The 18,990-nt window shown below is 51.3% G+C and carries 24 protein-coding genes; 23 read left to right on the top strand and 1 reads right to left on the bottom strand.

What is annotated here, in order from left to right; all coding sequences use genetic code 11:
• The first annotated feature begins 233 nt into the window (after positions 1-233).
• From V7Z75_RS12950 to V7Z75_RS13050, 21 genes are all read left to right on the top strand, one after another.
• The gene (locus V7Z75_RS12950; protein WP_334109079.1) at positions 234-722 is read left to right on the top strand and encodes a hypothetical protein; all 489 of its coding nucleotides are present in this window, start codon (positions 234-236) and stop codon (positions 720-722) included.
• Positions 719-1,003, top strand: a complete 285-nt coding sequence (locus V7Z75_RS12955; protein ID WP_334109080.1) for a hypothetical protein — start codon at positions 719-721, stop codon at positions 1,001-1,003. The genes V7Z75_RS12950 and V7Z75_RS12955 overlap by 4 nt, the downstream gene beginning before the upstream one ends.
• On the top strand, positions 1,000-1,377 hold the full coding sequence (locus V7Z75_RS12960; protein WP_334109081.1) for a hypothetical protein: 378 nt from the start codon (positions 1,000-1,002) through the stop codon (positions 1,375-1,377). Before V7Z75_RS12955 ends, V7Z75_RS12960 begins: the two co-directional genes overlap by 4 nt.
• Positions 1,378-1,511: 134 nt before the next feature.
• Complete coding sequence (locus V7Z75_RS12965) at positions 1,512-1,745, top strand: hypothetical protein (protein ID WP_334109082.1); 234 nt, start codon at positions 1,512-1,514, stop codon at positions 1,743-1,745.
• Between the two features lie 737 nt (positions 1,746-2,482).
• Complete coding sequence (locus V7Z75_RS12970) at positions 2,483-2,839, top strand: hypothetical protein (RefSeq protein WP_334109083.1); 357 nt, start codon at positions 2,483-2,485, stop codon at positions 2,837-2,839.
• A 258-nt stretch (positions 2,840-3,097) separates the two neighbouring features.
• Complete coding sequence (locus tag V7Z75_RS12975) at positions 3,098-4,795, top strand: hypothetical protein (RefSeq protein ID WP_334109084.1); 1,698 nt, start codon at positions 3,098-3,100, stop codon at positions 4,793-4,795.
• Positions 4,796-5,325: 530 nt separating this feature from the next.
• A complete protein-coding gene (locus V7Z75_RS12980; RefSeq protein WP_334109085.1) occupies positions 5,326-5,754 on the top strand; it encodes a terminase small subunit in 429 nt (142 codons plus the stop codon).
• A gap of 99 nt (positions 5,755-5,853) precedes the next feature.
• Positions 5,854-6,645, top strand: coding sequence for a hypothetical protein (locus V7Z75_RS12985; protein ID WP_334109086.1), 792 nt, complete (start codon positions 5,854-5,856; stop codon positions 6,643-6,645).
• Positions 6,614-7,852, top strand: coding sequence for a PBSX family phage terminase large subunit (locus tag V7Z75_RS12990; RefSeq protein ID WP_334109087.1), 1,239 nt, complete (start codon positions 6,614-6,616; stop codon positions 7,850-7,852). The genes V7Z75_RS12985 and V7Z75_RS12990 overlap by 32 nt, the downstream gene beginning before the upstream one ends.
• Positions 7,849-9,405 (top strand): DUF1073 domain-containing protein, encoded by a 1,557-nt coding sequence (locus V7Z75_RS12995; RefSeq protein ID WP_334109088.1) that lies wholly within the window; start codon positions 7,849-7,851, stop codon positions 9,403-9,405. Before V7Z75_RS12990 ends, V7Z75_RS12995 begins: the two co-directional genes overlap by 4 nt.
• On the top strand, positions 9,365-10,126 hold the full coding sequence (locus V7Z75_RS13000) for a phage head morphogenesis protein (RefSeq protein ID WP_334109089.1): 762 nt from the start codon (positions 9,365-9,367) through the stop codon (positions 10,124-10,126). The genes V7Z75_RS12995 and V7Z75_RS13000 overlap by 41 nt, the downstream gene beginning before the upstream one ends.
• A gap of 96 nt (positions 10,127-10,222) precedes the next feature.
• Positions 10,223-11,014: a hypothetical protein gene (locus V7Z75_RS13005; protein WP_334109090.1), complete on the top strand. Its 792-nt coding sequence runs from the start codon at positions 10,223-10,225 to the stop codon at positions 11,012-11,014.
• A 73-nt stretch (positions 11,015-11,087) separates the two neighbouring features.
• Entirely contained in the window at positions 11,088-12,284 is a 1,197-nt protein-coding gene (locus tag V7Z75_RS13010; RefSeq protein WP_334109091.1) for a DUF2213 domain-containing protein, read from the top strand.
• Positions 12,285-12,289: 5 nt separating this feature from the next.
• On the top strand, positions 12,290-12,757 hold the full coding sequence (locus V7Z75_RS13015) for a structural cement protein Gp24 (RefSeq protein ID WP_334109092.1): 468 nt from the start codon (positions 12,290-12,292) through the stop codon (positions 12,755-12,757).
• A gap of 9 nt (positions 12,758-12,766) precedes the next feature.
• Positions 12,767-13,765, top strand: coding sequence for a major capsid family protein (locus tag V7Z75_RS13020; protein WP_334109093.1), 999 nt, complete (start codon positions 12,767-12,769; stop codon positions 13,763-13,765).
• Between the two features lie 40 nt (positions 13,766-13,805).
• Positions 13,806-14,144 carry a hypothetical protein gene (locus V7Z75_RS13025; RefSeq protein WP_334109094.1) on the top strand — a complete coding sequence of 113 codons (339 nt, stop codon included), beginning with the start codon at positions 13,806-13,808 and terminating at the stop codon, positions 14,142-14,144.
• Between the two features lie 3 nt (positions 14,145-14,147).
• On the top strand, positions 14,148-14,567 hold the full coding sequence (locus V7Z75_RS13030) for a DUF4054 domain-containing protein (RefSeq protein WP_334109095.1): 420 nt from the start codon (positions 14,148-14,150) through the stop codon (positions 14,565-14,567).
• Positions 14,564-14,980 carry a hypothetical protein gene (locus V7Z75_RS13035; protein ID WP_334109096.1) on the top strand — a complete coding sequence of 139 codons (417 nt, stop codon included), beginning with the start codon at positions 14,564-14,566 and terminating at the stop codon, positions 14,978-14,980. The genes V7Z75_RS13030 and V7Z75_RS13035 overlap by 4 nt, the downstream gene beginning before the upstream one ends.
• Positions 14,977-15,360, top strand: coding sequence for a hypothetical protein (locus tag V7Z75_RS13040; RefSeq protein ID WP_334109097.1), 384 nt, complete (start codon positions 14,977-14,979; stop codon positions 15,358-15,360). The genes V7Z75_RS13035 and V7Z75_RS13040 overlap by 4 nt, the downstream gene beginning before the upstream one ends.
• Positions 15,345-15,842 (top strand): phage neck terminator protein, encoded by a 498-nt coding sequence (locus tag V7Z75_RS13045; protein ID WP_334109098.1) that lies wholly within the window; start codon positions 15,345-15,347, stop codon positions 15,840-15,842. The genes V7Z75_RS13040 and V7Z75_RS13045 overlap by 16 nt, the downstream gene beginning before the upstream one ends.
• A 1-nt stretch (position 15,843) precedes the next feature.
• The gene (locus tag V7Z75_RS13050; RefSeq protein ID WP_334109099.1) at positions 15,844-17,319 is read left to right on the top strand and encodes a DUF3383 domain-containing protein; all 1,476 of its coding nucleotides are present in this window, start codon (positions 15,844-15,846) and stop codon (positions 17,317-17,319) included.
• A 28-nt stretch (positions 17,320-17,347) separates the two neighbouring features.
• Here V7Z75_RS13050 and V7Z75_RS13055 read toward each other — a convergent pair whose 3' ends face one another.
• The gene (locus V7Z75_RS13055; RefSeq protein WP_334109100.1) at positions 17,348-18,100 is read right to left on the bottom strand and encodes a hypothetical protein; all 753 of its coding nucleotides are present in this window, start codon (positions 18,098-18,100) and stop codon (positions 17,348-17,350) included.
• Between the two features lie 167 nt (positions 18,101-18,267).
• Here V7Z75_RS13055 and V7Z75_RS13060 point away from each other — a divergent pair, with 167 nt between their 5' ends.
• Both V7Z75_RS13060 and V7Z75_RS13065 read left to right on the top strand, forming a co-directional pair.
• Positions 18,268-18,717, top strand: coding sequence for a phage tail fiber protein (locus V7Z75_RS13060; RefSeq protein WP_334109101.1), 450 nt, complete (start codon positions 18,268-18,270; stop codon positions 18,715-18,717).
• The coding region (locus tag V7Z75_RS13065; RefSeq protein WP_334109102.1) for a hypothetical protein at positions 18,714-18,990 on the top strand (277 nt) is incomplete at its 3' end. The genes V7Z75_RS13060 and V7Z75_RS13065, both read left to right, overlap by 4 nt.

Here is an 18,990-nt window from a genome sequence, read left to right on the forward strand (position 1 = left end):
CTGCTTGGGCTGCTGCTAGTGATGCTGCTAGTGATGCTGCTAGTGATGCTGCTAGGGATGCTGCTAGTGATGCTGCTTGGGATGCTGCTAGTGATGCTGCTTTGGCTGCTCAAAAAGAAATGTTTATCAAAATGTGTAATGGAGAAGCGCCTTGGCAGATAGGAGAAAGTGTTGAATAAAGATAGAAACGAGAGGATTAACTTTCACTCAAATCCTAGAGAAAGGCAAGCAGTATGAACCGAGCAGAAAAGCGCATGCAGGCAAGAGTAGCCAAGCACAAGCCAAACCGTAGCAAGGCGCAGTACAACAACATCCTCACCATGCAGAATGATTGCTTTGACTCGCTAGACCGGATGTTTCTCTCAATCCGCAACGGTGAGCTTCGTTGGGATGGAAAAGCATACGTGATCATGGGCATCAACGGCCATGACATTCACATATGCTCTGCACTGTCTGGCTGGGTGTATTACTGGGATGAGTTGACGGCAGATATGGGGATTGCCTATGACGGCAGCGCCATGAAGCGACTGTGCAAGTCACTGGAATATGACAAGCCATTGACCATTGCTGAGGTGGATGCGGCGCAAGAGGTGCTAGAGGCGCAGCGCAAGTTGTATCGGAGCGTTCCCCAGCAGAAGCGCCGTGAGGTCTATGCGCGGGTCAATGCTGAGTTGAAGCGTGAAAGTGAAATTCGGGAGTTGGTGGGGAGGGCGGCAGCGTGATTTACCGCAACAAGAAAATCCTTGAAGCCTGCCGCAAGCTACCTTGCCAGTTATGTGGTCGTGACGATGGCACCGTATGCGCCGCCCATCGCAATGAGGGCAAGGGCATGGGACTGAAGGTGAGCGATGCCCTTGTTGCCGCCCTGTGCCATGTCTGCCATCACGAAATCGACAACGGCAAGACTTTCACGCGTGAACAGCGCCGAGAGTATTGGGACAAGGCGTATATCCGCACCATGCAGGCGCTCATTGAACAGGAAGTGTTGAAGGTGGCTGGATGAATATCATATGCCCATGGCCTGATAAGCGCCTATCACCCAATGCCAGGGTTCACTGGGCACAGAAGTCCAAGGCCGCTAAGGCAGCGCGCCATGCCGGGTACTTCGCCGCCAAGGAAGCCAAAGCAAGGATTGATTGGGAAGGAGTGGTGCATGCGTTCATCACCTTCTACCCGCCAGATCGGCGCCACCGAGACGACGACAACCTGATCGCCAGCTTCAAGAGCTACCGCGATGGGATAGCAGATGCCCTAGTGATCGACGACAAGCGCATCAGGATTCATCCGGTAGTGTCCGATGAAATTAGGACGGGCGGCGCGGTAGAGGTTGTGCTGTCCCGGGAATTGGAAAAGCAGTTGACATCCTCCCCGCCATGAAGGCCGGGGCTTCTCGGGCTTTCCGGTGATTGCGGCGAGGATTAAAAATAATGGGAATATTTAATTAAAAGTATTGACATTAAAATGTCTAACTGTATAATCACTACATCAACTACCGAAACGGAGAAAATGAAATGAACCCATCTAAAACTCACATCATGCGCGAATACAAGCACCTGGCCCAGAAGCCAAACATGCGCCAAAGGATTGCATCGGAAAATGAGTCAAACTTGATCGGTAATATCTTCGCTCAAGGCGAATCTGGTTATAACGGAGCAATCACGCTTCCAAAGCGCAAGGGCATTGGTCATGCTGTAGTTATTGGCCTGGTGTTCTCGTTCATTATACCGATGATGGTTGAATTCTAGGCTGGACTAGAACAAGTCGGATAACCCAGCGATTGACTGCCGTAAGCAGTCACTACACGCATGGCGATTATGAAAAATCGAGAGATTGCAGGCCCGGACGCTTGCTTGATAGTCGCCAGTCGTGTGGTAATGGTAACTCAAGATAGAGTGCCGTTTACGGAGTGCCGTTTACGGTAGGTTTCTGGTATCGAGTCCAGACCATTCCATACCTAACCACTGCCGGGTAAGTGCAGTGGACACAAAAAGGCAGATACAGGAATAAGGCAAACCCAGTTCCCGCTGGTAAAACGGCTCCTTGACTTAGTGGGAGTTTGCCGAATAGATTAAGCGCAGTGTCTGTCTTTTTGTGGTGAAGTGCGCAGGCTGATGCGCTAATCATGCGAGCGAGCCTCTACAGGTTGCCGCTGGGGAAAACCTACTCATTGAGTAACTGACTATAGCCAAGGTCGCGAGTACGCAGGAGTAGGGGGTAAAACTGGGCGACGGCACGCGCCCATTGCCGCAAAGCAGGAGATCAGCACCTGCCGCCACAACCAACACAGGGGAGCTGCACTTTCTCCAGGAATCCTAGCCGGGACATACCTTCATGGGATGATGACCAAGACACAATCCCCTATCGAGTAGATTGTTGTGTCAATTGGATAGTGCAAACTGCCGCTAGCAGCTTTAAACTTACATAGCGGAATCGTTCAAAGGCACCTATTCTGCCCCTATTGGGCTTTACGTGGAGAGAGCAAATGAAAAAACTTCTTTTACTACTTATTTTCCCTGTCACAGCGATGGCAAACCCGTTTATGGGTGATTGCAAGTCGCAGTACAATGATGCGTACCAGGTAATGATGGTTCGCCAGAGTGGGGTGCCCATGCACGTGTTTGTAGATGTTATCGAGAAGCAAGAGCCGAGGGAGGAGGATCAAGTTGTCACGAGCGCAAACGTGGCCGATTTCCTAGAGGCCAAAAGGGAATCGATCAAAATCATAGAAAGAGCGTATACTATGCCTAACTTCGGTTTCATGGAATCCGCAGCGCACACCATGGCCGTGGAATTTGCGAATCATCAGTACATGCGCTGCACAAGGGCCAACCGAAAATGAAAGGGTCACAATGAGAGGGATACTAGACGCAACTGGCGTACATACGCTTGACGGCTACACAAGCCGTATCACTGCCACAGTAACGCTACAGTCCGTAGCGGCTAACCGTGCTATTGAGATTTCTACAAATGGTGGCGACAGTTTCTTTACGCCTGTGTACGACCAGGAGCTGCCGGGGCTATTGGTTGTGGTTATCATGGCCCCCGTTGATGCGATTCGCATTAAAGGCGCTGAGGGCGACGTTTGGGATTTACTGCTATGAGTTTTCCTGTCTTTTCTAAAGGTGGTGGAGGAGAAACGCCTGAAAGCCTGCGCGACAAACTGGTTAGTTTGCCGGAGGAAGAGCGTTTACCTGTCGAGGCAGTGAAGGGCGCTGCGCAGGTAGTCAATGACCCCACAACCGGGCAGACGGTGATTGTTGGGCCGGATGGGGTGCCCATTTCGCTTGGGGGTTTAGATTCGATTGCCGCTTTAGACTTGATAGACCAGCAGCCTGTAAGTGCCCCCGTCATGGTGGAGTTTCCATCCCCGTACAGAGAGGGTGGAGATGCTTACCTCGATGGATTAAGTCAAGTTCAAAGGCAAGCATTAGTACACCCTTCTGTAATTCACATTCCGGGAGGTTTCGCAGGTTTTGAATTTTGGGCTGCGATAACGCCGTATCCCGGGAGCAATGACAAGTATGAAAACCCTTGCGTGTATTGCAGTCGTGATGGTATTAACTGGCAAGTTCCTGTTGGGGTAACTAACCCACTAGTCGGCCCTCCTGCTGGAGGATTTTTAAGTGATGTTTACTTAACCAATCACCGTGGCGAGTTGTATCTTTTTTATAGATCAGTAAAGACTATAACCGGCGTTACTACACGAGAACTGCTACTGATGACATCGCGAGATGGTAGTACATGGTCTGCGCCAGTTGTTGTCCACACAGCAGACTCTGCCGATGCCATGTCGCCCAGCTTTTTATGGAATGAGGCAACGCAAAAATGGACTCTGTACTATCACTACTCGGTCACTGGTGGCAATGCCTTGCGTAGTGTGGAGAGTAACAGCGATAATATTTACGGAGGATTTAATTCCGCAACCATAACCGATTTACAGGTAGAGACTACCACGACTGCCTTGTGGTGGCACTCGGAGTTTAGGCGTGTAGGCACTGAGGTTTATGCAGTGCTTACGGAGGGTAGTCTGTACTCATCCCCGGGGATGACAACAAGACTCGCGGTGTCTACCGATGGTATAAAATTTGCCATTAAGCGGTTACGTAACTGGTACGGCTCATATAAAAGCTCACTAGTTCCAGTCGGTGAGGGCTTGCGTGTAATCCATGGCCTATCAAATTCCGTCGATCCTACCCTGCCGGGCTACTACACCATGTCTCAGCAGCTAGGTGCAGGTGCCGTAAATGCACTCCTTGGCGCAGTAACTCCTGCACAACAAGTTTTGCTGGATACTTTTAATCGCCCAGACTCTCCTACACCCGGCACACCTGATCGTGGTGCAGCATGGCAAGTGCAGACTGGTGCTATGGCGATAACTAGCGGCTTGCTAACTCAAGTCAACTCGGGCAACACGAGGCTATTTAATTCGCTTGGAACAGCATCTTATGACGTTCGGATGAAGATTTCGACCCTTGGCTCGGAGCTGTGGCTGATTGCCGGGTTTGTCGATCTACAGAACTACTTGCGGCTCGGTAAGGGTGGCTCGGGAGTTCTTGCCTTGCAAGTATTTACAAGTAACGTCATGTATAACCTTGCTCTTGCGCCTTACGCTCCGGCCTCTGGAGACGAGCTGCGTGTTGTCAAAACAGGGCCGCGCATGAGGTTTTACCTAAACGGGGAGGTGGTCTACGAAAAAGGTTTTAAGCACTTAACTCTAGGCTATACCGTAGGCGTAGGCTGCGCTGGTGCATCTTACAGCAGCGTAGAGAGTATCTCAGCGATAAATCTTAGGTAACTCAACCGCCTCCGGGCGGGTTTTTATTGCCCTCTCAGGTCGGGCAATCGACTATGTGCAAACTAGCTGCAAGCGCCGCTGGGAAACTTCTGATCGCAATACCTAGTAGCCAGTTAGGTGGGTTGAATGGCTGGCAATTATGGTATAATTATGTGGTCATTGTTTCAGGCGCAGTTCGTATTCATCTTTAGGAAGCCAAGGATGATATTCGCAAAATCGTAGAAAGGTCGTAACTATTATAAGTTTTCCTAACCTTTACGGCGGCTCCGAGGATGGTGGCTCGGCCCCGGCGGTGAGCGGCAAGGCCATGCGCCTGCTGCTAGGCGCGGACTTCACCGTATCTCAAGACGGCTTTACGAGAATGCCGTTTGACCAAATCCCGTTTAACGATGGATTCACGTACTCTGCCGAAGTTAGCGCGATGGAGATTGCTTATTTATGAGTGAGGGAAAAGGACTGCCAGGAATCCAGAGACTTGTTGTCTCACTATGTGGGGTTTTATGCTCTTTGTTGGGATGTCCGGAGAAGTGATGAGTACAGAGGTAAAAAATTTAGGGGGAAGGCCAAGAATGCTCACGCCAGAGATATTAGACAAAGCAAATGAGTACCTGCTTGGCGGGTATGAAAACACCGACGAGAGCATAACAAGCGCAGTTGGACTGGCTCAATATTTGGGAGTTGTCAAGTCAACTATATACCTTTGGGCGCAAGGAGATGACGATTTATCTGTCAAGTTTTCGGACACGTTGCGCGCCGTTATTGAAAAGCAAGAGAAAATGTTAATCAATCGCGGACTATCTGGCGTGTTCAACCCTACCATTACAAAGCTTATGTTAGCTAATCATGGCTATCATGAAAAGCAAGAGATCGACATGTCTAGCAGCGACGGCAGCATGTCGCCGACTCCAGCGCGTATTGAGTTAGTTGCTGGCCCTATTCCCAAAGGAGATAAGGGGTAGTAAAATATTCAATGTGGCATCGGCTGGCCAGCCGTGGTGGGAGTTGATAGCCCCACCAGCCACACCTTCCAAGCTATCACCTACTATCGAGGTTTTATCATGAAGAAAAATAAGCCCCAAGCCATATCAGCAGGCGATACTTTCAAGTCAAAATCTGGCGCAGAGTGCAGGGTCATTGAGTTTATTAGATGGGATAAAGTTAGAGTTGAGTTTGTAGATAAATACAAGCACACGATGACCGTCACCTCCAGCGCACTTGGATCAGGCTCATTCAAAAACCCCTATCACCCCGCCATATACGGAATTGGATTTCCCGGGGTAGGAATCTACTCGGCCACTAGCGGTGGTAAGATAACTCCCGCATACGACATATGGCACAGCATGATCCAGCGATGCTATAGCGAGAAGTCCCAGAAAAATCTCCCCGCATACATTGGCTGTACCGTTTCCCCAGATTGGCATAATTTCCAAACTTTCGCCAAATGGTTTTACGAAAACCGAATAGAGGGGTTTGATTTAGATAAAGACCTGATCAAGATGGGAAATAAGGAATACCATCCTGAATTATGTTCATTTGTTCCGCCGGAAGTTAATAGACTCCTGACCGATTGTAGAAGATCGAGGGGTGCGTACCCGGTGGGTGTTAGCAGGCACGGGAGCGGATATAGAGCGCATATCAACCTTGGCGGGCACAGGGCTTCTCTAGGGACTTACAAGACTCCAGAGGAGGCCAGCAGAGTTTACCGAAGAGAGAAGGAGCTGCGAGTAAGGCGGGTTGCTGAAGAATATAAAGACAGTTTAGACCCTAGGGTTTACAAAAACTTGATGGAGTACAAGGTGCCATTGGAAGATATCATCAATGACAACGCTAAAAATACAGATCCCGCCTAAGTTAATCCCCGTATTCGCACCGGCCAAGCTACGCTACCGAGGCGCATACGGCGGGCGCGGTTCAGCTAAAACGTACACATTTGCAAAGATGATCGCCATTCGCGGCGCAATGTATGCCGCTAACGGCGAGCGAGGTATTTTGCTATGTGCGCGGGAATACATGAATTCCCTTAGCGAATCGTCGATGGAAGAAATAAAATACGCGATTCAATCCGAGCCGTGGCTATCAATCGTGTACGAGGTAGGCGAAAAATACATACGCACGAAATGCGGATCAATTGACTTTGCGTTTGCAGGGCTGCGCCATAACCTAGACAGCATTAAGTCCAAGGCCCGCATTCTTATCGCGTGGATCGATGAGGCAGAGCCAGTCAGCGACATAGCCTGGAAAAAGCTACTTCCAACGGTTCGCGCCGACGATTCGGAGGTGTGGATAACCTGGAATCCGGAGAATGAGGGCAGCCCGACAGACGTAAGATTCCGTAAAACAGACTTGGGCGCTGATGGTGTAGTTGTTGAGATTAATCACTCTGACAACCCGTGGCTGCCTGATGTGTTGGAGCTAGAGCGCCAGCGCGACCAGCGCAACCTGCCCCCTGAGGAGTACGCCTGGATTTGGGAAGGCGCATATCGGCAGTTGAGCGAAGCGCAGATATTCAGGGGCAAGTACGCCATCGAGGAATTCACCCCTGACAATGATTGGGACGGCCCGTATTATGGATTGGACTTCGGCTTTGCTAACGACCCCACGGCGGCGGTTAAGTTGTGGATTCACGACAAAAGGCTGTATGTAGAGCATGAGGCGTATAAGGTCGGGCTGGAGATTGATGACACCGCTGCCTATGTTGGCAAACATGTGCCCGGCATCGAGCGACATACGGTACGAGCCGATAATGCGCGACCTGAAACCATTAGCTATTTAAAACGCAAAGGATTGCCGCGCATTAAGCCGTGCGAAAAAGGCAAAGGATCGGTCGAGGATGGGATCGAGTTTATCCGCTCTTTCGATAAAGTCATTATCCATCCACGCTGTACAAATACTGCGAAAGAGTTCCGCATGTACAGCTACAAAACCGACAGACATACAGAAGATATACTACCCGTGCCGATTGACGATTATAATCATGCTATCGACGCCATGCGCTACGCACTGGAACCCGCCATGAAGCGTCGCGGCCTCAACCTTTCCCCGGACGTTTTGACATGATTAAAAACCTCTTCCGCAACAAGGCAAAAGAACTAGAGCTAGAGCAGCGGCGGCTTAACCTCGAAGAGCGCAAGCTAAAGCAGAATCAGAAAATGCTGCAAATGATGCAGCAAGATCAGCAGTCCGGGCCGGTATCGTTTGCGCCGCCGGAGCTTATGCAAGGCGTGGTGCCTGCTGGCCGAAAGGCTGCTATCGCCATGGACTCGTGCCAGTCGATTTACGACTACTCCACGATTGGCGACCCTAACTTCTATAGCACGTTCCTGGGCTACCCCGCCCTAGCTGCTATGAGCCAGTCGAGCGACTACCGCAGCGTGGCGGAAACCACAGCCACGGAAATGACGCGGGAATGGGGCCGGTTCAAGGTTGACGACAACAGCGGTGGAGACGATGAAGACCTGACAGATGCAGAGCGCGAAAAGAAAGAACTGGAAGAAAAGCGCCTGAAGGCCGAGCGTATCGAGAAGATCAACAAGCTGACCGATGCCTTCAAGCTGCACAATATCCGCAGCCTGGTGCAACGCGCCATTGAAGTTGAGTACACCATGGGACGCGCACAGATTTACATCAAGCTGAAAGACAGCAAGGACGATTTGCCGTTTGTGCTGGACAAGCGCGGCGTTAAGCAAGGCGACCTTGAGGGGTTCCGGCTGATTGAACCTATGTGGTCAACGCCTAGCGTGTACAACGCGGCAGACCCCACGGCTGAGGACTTTTACAAGCCTACCAAGTGGTTTGTGCTGGGCCGCGAGGTTCACTCCGACCGCCTGATGACGCTTATCATGCGCCCGGTGCCGGACATGCTCAAGCCCGCGTATAACTTCGGCGGTATATCGATGCTGCAACTGATGAAGCCCTACGTTGAGAGATACCAACGGACGGCAGACAGTGTTAGCCAGTTGGTTAGGGCATTTAGCTTGACGATTCTATCTACGGATATGTCGGGCATTCTTAGCGGCGGCGAAGGTTCCGCCAGTCTTTGGCTACGTGCGGGACTGTTCAACAAGGGCCGCGACAATACGGGCCTGATGTTGCTTGACAAGGAAGCCGAGGAAATTAGCCAGATAAACACTCCCCTATCAGGGCTTGCTGACCTGTTAAACAAGGCTAAAGAGGACTTGTCCGGGCCAAGCCATACACCATTGGTGAAACTATGGGGGGTTACACCATCCGGGTTAAACGCCAACAGCGACGGGGAAATCAAGGTCTACTACGATTGGCTTATGGCGCAAAACGAGTCCCATATTAGGCCGCTCGTGGAAAAAATAAGCTATATCATGCAGCTTGATATGTTCGGAGAAATTGACCCCGCTATAGTTTGGGAATTCAACCCGCTTGAGCAAATGAACGACCATGAGCAAGCGCAGATACAAGAGACCAAAGCCAGGGCTTCCGCGATACTCGTTGAAAAAGGAATAATTGCGCCGATTGAGGCAAGGCAAGCCATGGCGTCGGATGAGGCTAGCCCGTTTAACACCATTGATGTGTCGGATGTTCCGGAGAGCATGGAATATGAGTTTGAAGAAGAAACCGATCTTACTACCGGACTTTAAACCATCGGCAGGCATTCGCGCCCGCTACCGCGCAGAGCTTAACCGCCTGTTGCGTAGCGTGCGCAATGATGTAATGGAGTTGGTGAAAAACCACAAGCACGAAATCGCTATGGACGCACCTACGCTTCCGCAGTTGATTGATGACTTGATGGTGTTTTGGCTCAAGCGCCTGACGGAACTGCCACAAGTCATAGCGCGTGAATTTGTGACTTCTACCGCCTCCGCGTATGACAAGCGTTTTTCCGCTGCGCTGCGCCAGCATGGCTTTACCGTCAACCTGCAAATGACGGATTACACGCGGGCCGCTATGAAGGCGGCTGTAGGACAAAATGTAGGCCTTATAAAATCCATCCCAACTGAATACTTGGCCGATGTTTCTAAATTGGTCTGGTCAGCAGTAGAGGGAGGGTTTGATTTGAAAACCCTTACAGACAATCTTGATCATGCTTACCACATCGGGCGCAACAGATGCAAGCTGATTGCTCTAGATCAATCCCGCAAAGTCCACGCTGTTATGGAGCAGGCGAGGCGCAAGGAGTTGGGCGTGACCCGCGCAATATGGCGTCACTCTGCCGCCGCCAAAGAGCCAAGGAAGTCGCACGTTGCGGCTAATGGAAAGATTTTTGATGTTGACAAAGGCCTCTATTTAGACGGCAAATGGGTGCTGCCAGGTCAGGAAATTATGTGCGGGTGCACCAGCAGGGCGATCATCGAGTTTTGATGTATAATAAACATGCGGCACCGTTTTGCAAGACGGGGGAGCTAGTCACTCCCAGCTGCACCAACCCAAGACTAACCTTTTGACCGAGGCGAGAATATGCTTGAGACGAAGACCTGCACGAAGTGTGGCGAAACAAAAACGATTAATAACTACTACATTCGAGAGCCGGGAAAGCGTAGGGCTGATTGCAAGTCATGCATAAAAGCAGCCAATAAACTAAGGTACGACGCAGATCCTGATTTACACAGAGAGAAGAACAGGCAGAGAATATCCAAAAACCCAGAGGCGAATAGAGAGAGGAGCCGTAAATGGAGGGTTGAGAATTCTGATTACGCGAACGAGTATGCTAGAAAGAAGCGGGCAGAAAATCCAGAGCTCGCTCGAGAGCAGGCAAGGCGTAGATACTCATCCAATCCCGAGCATCACCGTCAGGCATCTCGCGAATGGTACGCTAAAAATACCGATAAAGCATTAGAGTACAGCCGACGTAGAACCGAAAGCGGAAGAGCCGCTGCTTATGAAAAACAGCGCTACCATAATGTTCTAAAGCATTGCCCTGACTATAAAGCTGGGGCCGCCGCCAGGGATATGCTGCACAGAACTCTAAAACAAACCGGATCAAAAAAACGTGGAAGAACAGCTGCGATCATTGGATATACATCTGCCGAACTTAAGGAGCACCTGGAAAAGAATTTCGCCCCCGGGATGGATTGGAGCAACCGCAGTAAGTGGCATATCGACCACATAGTGCCGGTTATGGAAATGATAAGGCTTGGCGTCACGTGCCCCAAAAAAATCAACGCCCTAAGCAATTTAAGGCCGGCATGGTCGCATGAAAACATATCTAAAGGCGATGGGTTCACCCTGGTCTCGCCTCTAAAGACGTGACTCTCCCTGTAAGTAACACTAGACAACCCATAAAAATACGTTATAATCCGACCATCAATAATAGATTTTGCTTATGACAGAACAAGCCTTAGCTCTCGATGCCTCAGTACGCACTATTGATGCCAATGGTCATTTGCGTGTCGCTAAGACGGTTATTTCTAAGGCGGCGGTCAATCCGTACTATGGCCGGGAGATTCCGCGACATGAGGAATTGGGGCTTGACCCGGACAAAATCTATCACCTTTTGCGCGACCCTGACGAGATAAAACAGGCCGCAGACACCTTCAAAGGCAAGCAGCTCCTGCTTCGCCACATCCCTGTTGATTCCCGAGACACAAAAAAAGAATTCACCATTGGCGCGATTGGTTCAGACGTATCGTTTGATAACGGGAACCTGTACGCTGACTTGACAGTTTGGGATGATGAGGGTATAGGGTTAATTGAGTCTAAAAAGATGCAGGAGCTATCCGCTGGGTACTCCTACAAACCGGATATGACGCCAGGCGAATTTAACGGCGAAACATATGACGGTGTAATGCGGTCAATTCACGGAAACCACGTTGCGTTAGTTGAGCGGGGTCGAATTGGGCGAGATGCAGTAATTGCAGATTCACTTCCTTTTGAAATGAGGTTAAATATGAAACTTAAAAAAGGCGCGATGCAGCGAATTACTGCAAAGCTCGGGATGGATGAAGATAAAGTCAAGGAACTGGTGGAAGAAGTGGCCGAGAATATCGAGCACAAGCCAGCCTATGACGAGGCAAAGCTAAAGGAGCTTGCAGGCGACAACTACGAGGAAATCGTCAAGCTGATCGGCGGCGAAGCCGAGGCAGAAGACGAATCCCCCGAAAAGCCCGAAGGCGGCGCGGACAAGCCCGCTAAGGACGAGCAAACGCAAGCCGAACGCGATAACGAGTCCGAAGCCCTGCGCTTGAAAGACCGTGAAGAGCGTGAGCGCAAGGATCGTGATGCAGACAAGGCCATGGACGCAGACACCATCGCCGCTACGGTCGAGGCTCGCATCAATGCCAAGTATGCGGCGCGTGACGCGGTAGAGCCGCTGGTTGGACGCATCGCAATGGATGGTTTCTCGGATGCTAAGGCGATCTACGAATACGCGCTCAAGCAAAAGGGCATCGCCTGCGACGGCATCAACGAAGCTGGCCTTAAGGCGCTTGTCGCTATGCAGCGTGATTCCAAGCCTGCCGCTACTGTGGCAATGGACTCTGCACCGGTTTCCGATCTCACTAAACGATTCAAACAGGGGTAATTATCATGGCCTTTCAAAAGACTCTTAACCGCGACCTGCCCCGTGGCGTAGCGGGTGACTTTGCATCCACTAACCCGCGCCAGAATATGTTGGCCGGCGAAGCCGCGCTAGTAGCTGGCGAGCCTATCACTGTAGGCCAGTTTGCTTTTGCAGACACTGCGACCGGCAAAGTGTACGCAGGAAAAGGTACCGGCTACCGCGTTGGATTTGTCCACCGCAACAACCAGGCCATCGTGCCGCTGGGTAGCGCCTCTAGCATGGTTATCCCTGCTGGCCGCGAAGTTGCACTGTTCACCAGCGGCGACTTCTATGTGGTAGCCCCCGCTACCGTCGCAGTCGGCGGTACGGTGTATGCGCTGGATGCAGATGGCACGGTTCAGGCTGTAGCCACGAACGCCACTGATACGGGCTTCAAGTTCGCCGAAGCTGGCGGCGCTGGCGACCTCGTTAAAATCACTCGATTCGCAATCTAAGGAGCAGACATGTATAACCTGCAAGACTTGCAACAAAACGCCGGTATCGTGTTTGCTACCGGCCACAAAGCTACGATGCTGGACAAGGGCCAGCGCCCCCCTATCGCCATGGACGCTGGCGACCTACTGACCGCGCCTAACGCTGGCATCCTGGCGCTGTTCACCACCTATGTTGATCCGCGCGTGATCGAGGTGCTGGTTGAGCCGATGAAGGCCGCTCAGGTTTTCGGTGAAACCAAGAAAGGCACCTGGACTGACGACTTCCTGCAATTCCCGATTGCAGAGGCTACCGGTGAAACTTCGTCCTATGACGACTTCTCCGAAAACGGCATGTCCGGCACCAACGTCAACTGGGAAACCCGCGACACGTACTACTACCAGACAATCATCGAACTCGGTGAGCGCGAGGTAGAACGTGCTGGTGCCGCCAAGCTGGACTGGGTGGCGCGTAAGCAGATTGCCGCAGCGCTGACTCTGAACAAGTTCCAGAACAAGACGTACTTCCTGGGTGTGGCTGGCCTGCGCAACTATGGTCTGCTGAACGATCCTAGCTTGCTGCCTGCCATCACGCCTACGACCTGGGCTGCAAAGGACGCAGCGGCGATCTTCGCAGACATTCAGGCGCTTTACGCTCAACTGATCAGCCAGACCGGCGGCTTGGTTGACCGCAACGAGAAGATGACGCTAATCCTCTCGCCAGAAGCGGAAACCCACTTCACCAAGACGAACCAGTACAACGTCAACGTGACTGATCAGCTCAAGAAGAACTTCCCGAATCTGCGCATTGAAACCGCGCCGGAAATGTCCACTGCCGCTGGCGAGAACATCAAGCTGATCGTTGACAGCTACGAAGGCGTCGATACTGTTGAACCAACCTTCACCGAGAAGATGCGCGTTCATCCGATGGTGCTGCAACTGTCTAGCTGGCGTCAAAAGCGCAGCCAAGGCACAGTGGGCACGATCATCTACCGCCCATTGATGGTTGCTACGGCTATCGTTGCAGTATAAATAAAGGGGGCTTCGGCCCCCGCTATCGGAGAATTTACAAATGAGTACAGTAACTATCGGCTGCAAACTTCCTAACGGCATCATCATGCAGGTTGAGGGCCATAAGGACGTTCGCATTAACGGCTGGAACAACAACCTGATTCAGGGCGCTGAGCATGGCCTGACTGAAGACGTGCCCGCAGCAGTGTGGGAAGCATGGTCAAAGCAACACGCAGAATCCAAGCTGGTTAAGGGCGGGTTTATTTTCGCCACCAAAAACGAGCGCGAAGCCAAGGCCAAAGCCAAAGACCAGAAAGACAATAAGTCTGGTCACGAGCAACTGCCTAAAGTCAAAGCCACAGACGCCCCCGGCGCTCTTGGCGCGGCTGACGACAAGTAAATCATGAGCGGCGTCGTCGTCTTTAATCCTGCTGAATTCCGGTTGCTCTATCCGTCCATCGTTGCGACGGATGGTCAGCTAGAGATGTATTTCGCCATGGCGGAAACATTTCTAGACAACACCGAATGCAGCATTGTTAAAGACCTCGACGCCCGCAAGCGCCTGCTGTATTTGCTGGTGGCGCATATCGGTCTATTAAATACCATGGCCGAAGGCGGCAATCCCGTAGTGGGCCGCATCTCGAACGCCACGGAAGGTACGGTGTCGGTTGGCCTGGACTATGGCACGATGGGCAACAACGAGCGCTGGTATCTGCAAACCCCCTGGGGCGCGATGTACTGGCAGCTCACGAAGAAGTACCGCTCTATGGTGTACCGCCTGGGCATTGCGCCTATGCCAGTTCAGCGGACGTACTACCAATGAGCGCCCTAAAGAAAATGCTAGACAAGTATCGCGGCTTGGATAAAGTCGCTTTACGTGTTGGTATTATGGGTGGGAAGACGTACCCGGATGGTACGCCAGTCGCTGAGGTTGGTTATGTCAACGAGTACGGTACAGATATAATCCCTACGCGCCCGTTTTTTCGGTCTGCCATAGCGAATGAGCGTTCTGTGTTGCCGCAGATGGCTGCATCATTGCTGGGCAAAAACGATCCTGAAACCGCGCTTCGCTTAATCGGAGAGCATATGGTAGGTGCGTTATCTGATTCCGTGCAAACGTGGTCAGAGCCACCTAACGCTAAATCCACTATAGCCGCCAAAGGGTATAACTCTCCATTGCGCGCCAATGACAAGCTGCTGCGCAACTCATTTTCCTACGAGATTGAAGAGAAATGATCAACGTGCGCGCCCTAGCCAATATGGCGACACAAAACGTTAACCCTAACCGCACCGTGAAGCTTAAGGTTAATACTGGTTACACGGTCAACGAATACGGCGAACAGGTGCCGTCTTTTATCGAAGAAGAAATCGAAGTGCAAATTCAGTCTCTTTCTTCGCAAGAGAAATTCAACCTTGACCTTGTGAATAAACAAGGCGAGTTCGTGTCTATTTATGCTTTTGGCGCGATTGACGGCATTCGCCGCTGGCTGGGCAAGGGATCAAGCAAGTTCATATTCCCCGCGTATGGCGAATCCGCTGCGGCGGAGTGGCAGGTTAACCAAGTGATGGAATCTTACGCAACGTGGACAAGGGTGCTGGCATGGCGGCAGTCTTAAGTCTTACGCACCGCGATCTATACCGGGAAGTACGGCTGTTTCTGCTTGGCTTGTTTCCAGACGCTGCGCAGCAAATTGTGCAATCAACACAAAACAATCAGCCGCTGCCTGATAACGCTATCGTCATGCAGGTTTTGTTTAGCGGAAACCTGGACGAGTCAGTTACTACATATAATCCGCCAAACGAAGCAATGGTGCAGAACTCCGTTGAGGTGCGCTTACAGCTAGACTTTTACGGCGCGGTGGCCGAGTCCCGCAGTCGAATAGTAGCTAACCTGTGGAAGAACTACTACGGCACGGAGAATATGGAGAAATGCCAGCCGTTATATGTGCAATCACATCAGCGGCATCCATATATTAATGATTCAAACCAATATGAAGATCGTTTTATTCTCGATTTAGCATTACAATACAACCCATCAGTTATTCGCGCTCAAGACTTCGCCGAAGATGCCAGCGTAATTATTAGACCGGAGACTTAATATGTCCATTCCTGCAAGTCGCATTGTCACAATCAACCCATCGGCAGTTGGCACTGGCGGCCAGCCGTTGGCAATGAATACCCTTCTTATTGACACGGCTCCTACTGAGCGTGTTATTGGTGTTGCTCAATTTGGCAGCGCCGCAGAAGTCGGCACTTATTTTGGCCTTGCATCGCCTGAATATAATTTCGCGCAACGCTATTTCCTGGGCTATACCGGCGCTACAAAGGTGCCAGGTACGCTGTGGGTTGTGCAGCAAGCCGGTGCGGCGATGTCTGCCATTCTTCGCGGCGCTCCAGTTCGCGGCATGTCGCTGACGGAACTCAAGGCCATTAGCGGCAACCTGACCGTAACCGTCAATGGCACGCCGTCCACGATCAGCGTGGACTTTACCGCTGTGACCAGCTTTTCCGATGCAGCCGCCCTTCTGACCGACACCAACAACTTTGTTGGCGACTTTAACGAGCAGCAACAATCGTTTGAAATCACCACCATTGCAACCGGTGCAACCGAAACTATCGGCTTTGCATCTGGCACAGCTGCTGCTGCCCTTGGTCTTACTCAAGAAGCAGGCGCACGCGCTGAAAATGGCCGCGCCGCACAAACCGCCGATACGCTCATGCCGTATGTGCTGAATATCACGCAAAACTTCGGTGTGATTACGTACCTGGCAGAGCAGTCCCGCGCCGTTATGGAAGAAATGGCCGAGTGGGTCACGCTGCAAAACAGCCGATTCGCCTACGTCGCGCAAGACACGGCAGGCAGCGCCCTGGTGGCTAACAATGCGGCTTCTTTCGGCGCATGGCTGTCCAGCACTGAGCAGAACGGCACAACGCCATACTACGGCAATATCGACCAGGTTGCGGCGCTGTGTGGTGGTATTGCCGCTATCGACTTCAAGCGCACAAACGGTCGGCGCAACATCATGTTTATGCGCCAAGACGGGATCGCAGCTACGGTGACGAGCGAAACCGACTACACCGCGCTCATGAGCAACGGTTATACGTTCTACGGCGAGTTTGCCACTGCTAACGATCAGTTCCGTTTCAACGTCAACGGCGCGGTATCTGGTCAATTCAAGTGGCTGGATAACTACGTCAATCAGATTTATCTGAACGCACAGCTTCAGCTTGCCATGATGACCATGCTGGTTAGCTACGGCGCGATCCCATACAACGATGTGGGCAAAGCCTACCATCGCAGCGCGGCTATGGATCCGATCAACGAGATGCTGAACTTCGGCGGTATCGTTCCGCTGGTTGACCCTGCCGCACTGAGCGAACAGCAAAAGTCGATCATCAACAGCCAGGCTGGGTACGACATTGTGCCTACGTTGCTGTCTAACGGCTGGGCGCTGGATATTAAGACCGCTGACGCGCAGACACGCGGTTTGCGAGGCTCGATGCCGATGACGCTCCATTACACAGATGGGGGATCGGCACAGCAAGTGAACCTAGCATCAATTAACGTACAGTAAGATAAAGGCCCCTTTAAGGGGCCTGCTTTTAATCTAATGTCCAGTTTTTAAGGTTATCGTAAACCGTAGGATGCAAAACTAATTTATATTCTTCGGCCATTTCTCGTACGTATCTAATTTTTGCTTCGATATAGGCTGAATAAGCCAAAGCCTCACTGGGGAATCGCCCTATTTTCATGAGTCTCCCCTTGATGCTGATTCTGGCTACGTAAGAGTTTCTTCTTTTTTCGAATGTGACACCCTGCTTCAATAGCCCCCTTCGACCTGCGCAGTCGTTTAATATGCTGTTTATTTGGGGCGGGACAAACGAACATGCTTTAGGAGAATATTCTCGATTCCCGATTATCATCAGGTCTTTATCAATCTGAAACCCTGGGGACATGGAGTGGGCTTGTTTGTAAAACCAATCGGAAAATTCTTGAAAGTTGTGCCATTCCGGGCTTACACTAACATCATCGTATGATGGGTTTTCTTTTTTGAATATATCGGAATGACCTCTTTGAATTATCCCACTCCACTGCGTGTAAGCAGGAGACTTCCGCCCATTTTCTTTTACCGAATGAGGGCCGACACCTATAAAGCCAACTCCATAAACACATGGATGATATGGGTTTCTAACGGCTCCTTTACGCAAATTACCCGACTCAACAGTTGCTGTATGGCCGAACTTGTCATTATGCCTGATGAGGATTTTATTCGATGAGAAGTATTCAATAACCGTGCAGCTTCCGCCGCCATTTAACTGAAAAACATCACCAGGTTTTATTTGTTTTGGTTTCATAGTATTCCTCTGTCAAAGGTAGTCTTGAGGGTAGCGGCAGCGAGTGACTAGCTCGTTTTCGGATGCCTCCTAGCCGCTAGGTTTTAAGTATATCATGCATAGTTAAAAATTACGCAACGTGTTATTATTCATATCAATCTGACATGCTCTAAAAAGGAGTACATATTATGCCAATGGGCGCAAACCCCCGCACCATCACAGCCGCTAACAGCGTCGTCATGTTTAGCGCACAAGGTTATTTCGACAACGCTATTCAGCTTCAAGGCTTCCAGATCGACAACGCCTTTTCTTTCGGTGACGCCACGATTGGCGAAACCCGAATTGGCGTTGACGGCAAGCAGTCTGGCGGATGGGTTTCTCACGAAGTGCCTGTAACCGTGTTTCTTGAGGCCAACAGCGCATCACGCCAGCCGATGGAAGATTACCGCGCCTGGATTAACGCGAACATGGAAACGAGCCAATGCACTCTCGACATTACCATCCCCTCGATTGGCAAGCGCATTGTGGCGTCCGGTTTCCTGGTGTCGCAGAGTGGTGGCCCTTCGGCTCAAAAGCTGATTAACGGCACACAATACGTTTTCAACATGGTGATCACTGGTGAGGAAGCCATTGCATGATCAGGACAAAAGAGGTAGATGCGGAGGGTAAAACCTTCGTCATCTCGCAAATGAGCCTGATCCAGGGCGACCGATGGGCCAACCGCGTTGCCCTGGCTTTGTGCAAATCTGGGGTGGATATTTCGGGGCTTACGGGCGGCGACGGTTTTAAAGGCATGTTGGACATGACCGGAGTGATTAACGTCGCGCTCAAGGCGCTTGGGGGTGTAGAGGACGAGGTTGCACAGCGATTGCTTGACGAGCTTATCGGCACAATCAAAGTGAAACTGCCCG

The sequence above is a fragment of the Methylobacillus sp. genome (genome assembly GCF_036844465.1).
GTDB lineage: Bacteria > Pseudomonadota > Gammaproteobacteria > Burkholderiales > Methylophilaceae > Methylobacillus.

Coding starts and splice junctions, on each gene's coding strand:
- V7Z75_RS12950 (WP_334109079.1), top strand. CDS start 234: ATGAACCGAGCAGAAAAGCGCATGCAGGCAAGAGTAGCCAAGCACAAG.
- V7Z75_RS12960 (WP_334109081.1), top strand. CDS start 1,000: ATGAATATCATATGCCCATGGCCTGATAAGCGCCTATCACCCAATGCC.
- V7Z75_RS12965 (WP_334109082.1), top strand. CDS start 1,512: ATGAACCCATCTAAAACTCACATCATGCGCGAATACAAGCACCTGGCC.
- V7Z75_RS12970 (WP_334109083.1), top strand. CDS start 2,483: ATGAAAAAACTTCTTTTACTACTTATTTTCCCTGTCACAGCGATGGCA.
- V7Z75_RS12975 (WP_334109084.1), top strand. CDS start 3,098: ATGAGTTTTCCTGTCTTTTCTAAAGGTGGTGGAGGAGAAACGCCTGAA.
- V7Z75_RS12980 (WP_334109085.1), top strand. CDS start 5,326: ATGAGTACAGAGGTAAAAAATTTAGGGGGAAGGCCAAGAATGCTCACG.
- V7Z75_RS12985 (WP_334109086.1), top strand. CDS start 5,854: ATGAAGAAAAATAAGCCCCAAGCCATATCAGCAGGCGATACTTTCAAG.
- V7Z75_RS12990 (WP_334109087.1), top strand. CDS start 6,614: ATGACAACGCTAAAAATACAGATCCCGCCTAAGTTAATCCCCGTATTC.
- V7Z75_RS12995 (WP_334109088.1), top strand. CDS start 7,849: ATGATTAAAAACCTCTTCCGCAACAAGGCAAAAGAACTAGAGCTAGAG.
- V7Z75_RS13000 (WP_334109089.1), top strand. CDS start 9,365: ATGAGTTTGAAGAAGAAACCGATCTTACTACCGGACTTTAAACCATCG.
- V7Z75_RS13005 (WP_334109090.1), top strand. CDS start 10,223: ATGCTTGAGACGAAGACCTGCACGAAGTGTGGCGAAACAAAAACGATT.
- V7Z75_RS13010 (WP_334109091.1), top strand. CDS start 11,088: ATGACAGAACAAGCCTTAGCTCTCGATGCCTCAGTACGCACTATTGAT.
- V7Z75_RS13015 (WP_334109092.1), top strand. CDS start 12,290: ATGGCCTTTCAAAAGACTCTTAACCGCGACCTGCCCCGTGGCGTAGCG.
- V7Z75_RS13020 (WP_334109093.1), top strand. CDS start 12,767: ATGTATAACCTGCAAGACTTGCAACAAAACGCCGGTATCGTGTTTGCT.
- V7Z75_RS13025 (WP_334109094.1), top strand. CDS start 13,806: ATGAGTACAGTAACTATCGGCTGCAAACTTCCTAACGGCATCATCATG.
- V7Z75_RS13030 (WP_334109095.1), top strand. CDS start 14,148: ATGAGCGGCGTCGTCGTCTTTAATCCTGCTGAATTCCGGTTGCTCTAT.
- V7Z75_RS13035 (WP_334109096.1), top strand. CDS start 14,564: ATGAGCGCCCTAAAGAAAATGCTAGACAAGTATCGCGGCTTGGATAAA.
- V7Z75_RS13040 (WP_334109097.1), top strand. CDS start 14,977: ATGATCAACGTGCGCGCCCTAGCCAATATGGCGACACAAAACGTTAAC.
- V7Z75_RS13045 (WP_334109098.1), top strand. CDS start 15,345: ATGGCGGCAGTCTTAAGTCTTACGCACCGCGATCTATACCGGGAAGTA.
- V7Z75_RS13050 (WP_334109099.1), top strand. CDS start 15,844: ATGTCCATTCCTGCAAGTCGCATTGTCACAATCAACCCATCGGCAGTT.
- V7Z75_RS13055 (WP_334109100.1), bottom strand. CDS start 18,100: ATGAAACCAAAACAAATAAAACCTGGTGATGTTTTTCAGTTAAATGGC.
- V7Z75_RS13060 (WP_334109101.1), top strand. CDS start 18,268: ATGCCAATGGGCGCAAACCCCCGCACCATCACAGCCGCTAACAGCGTC.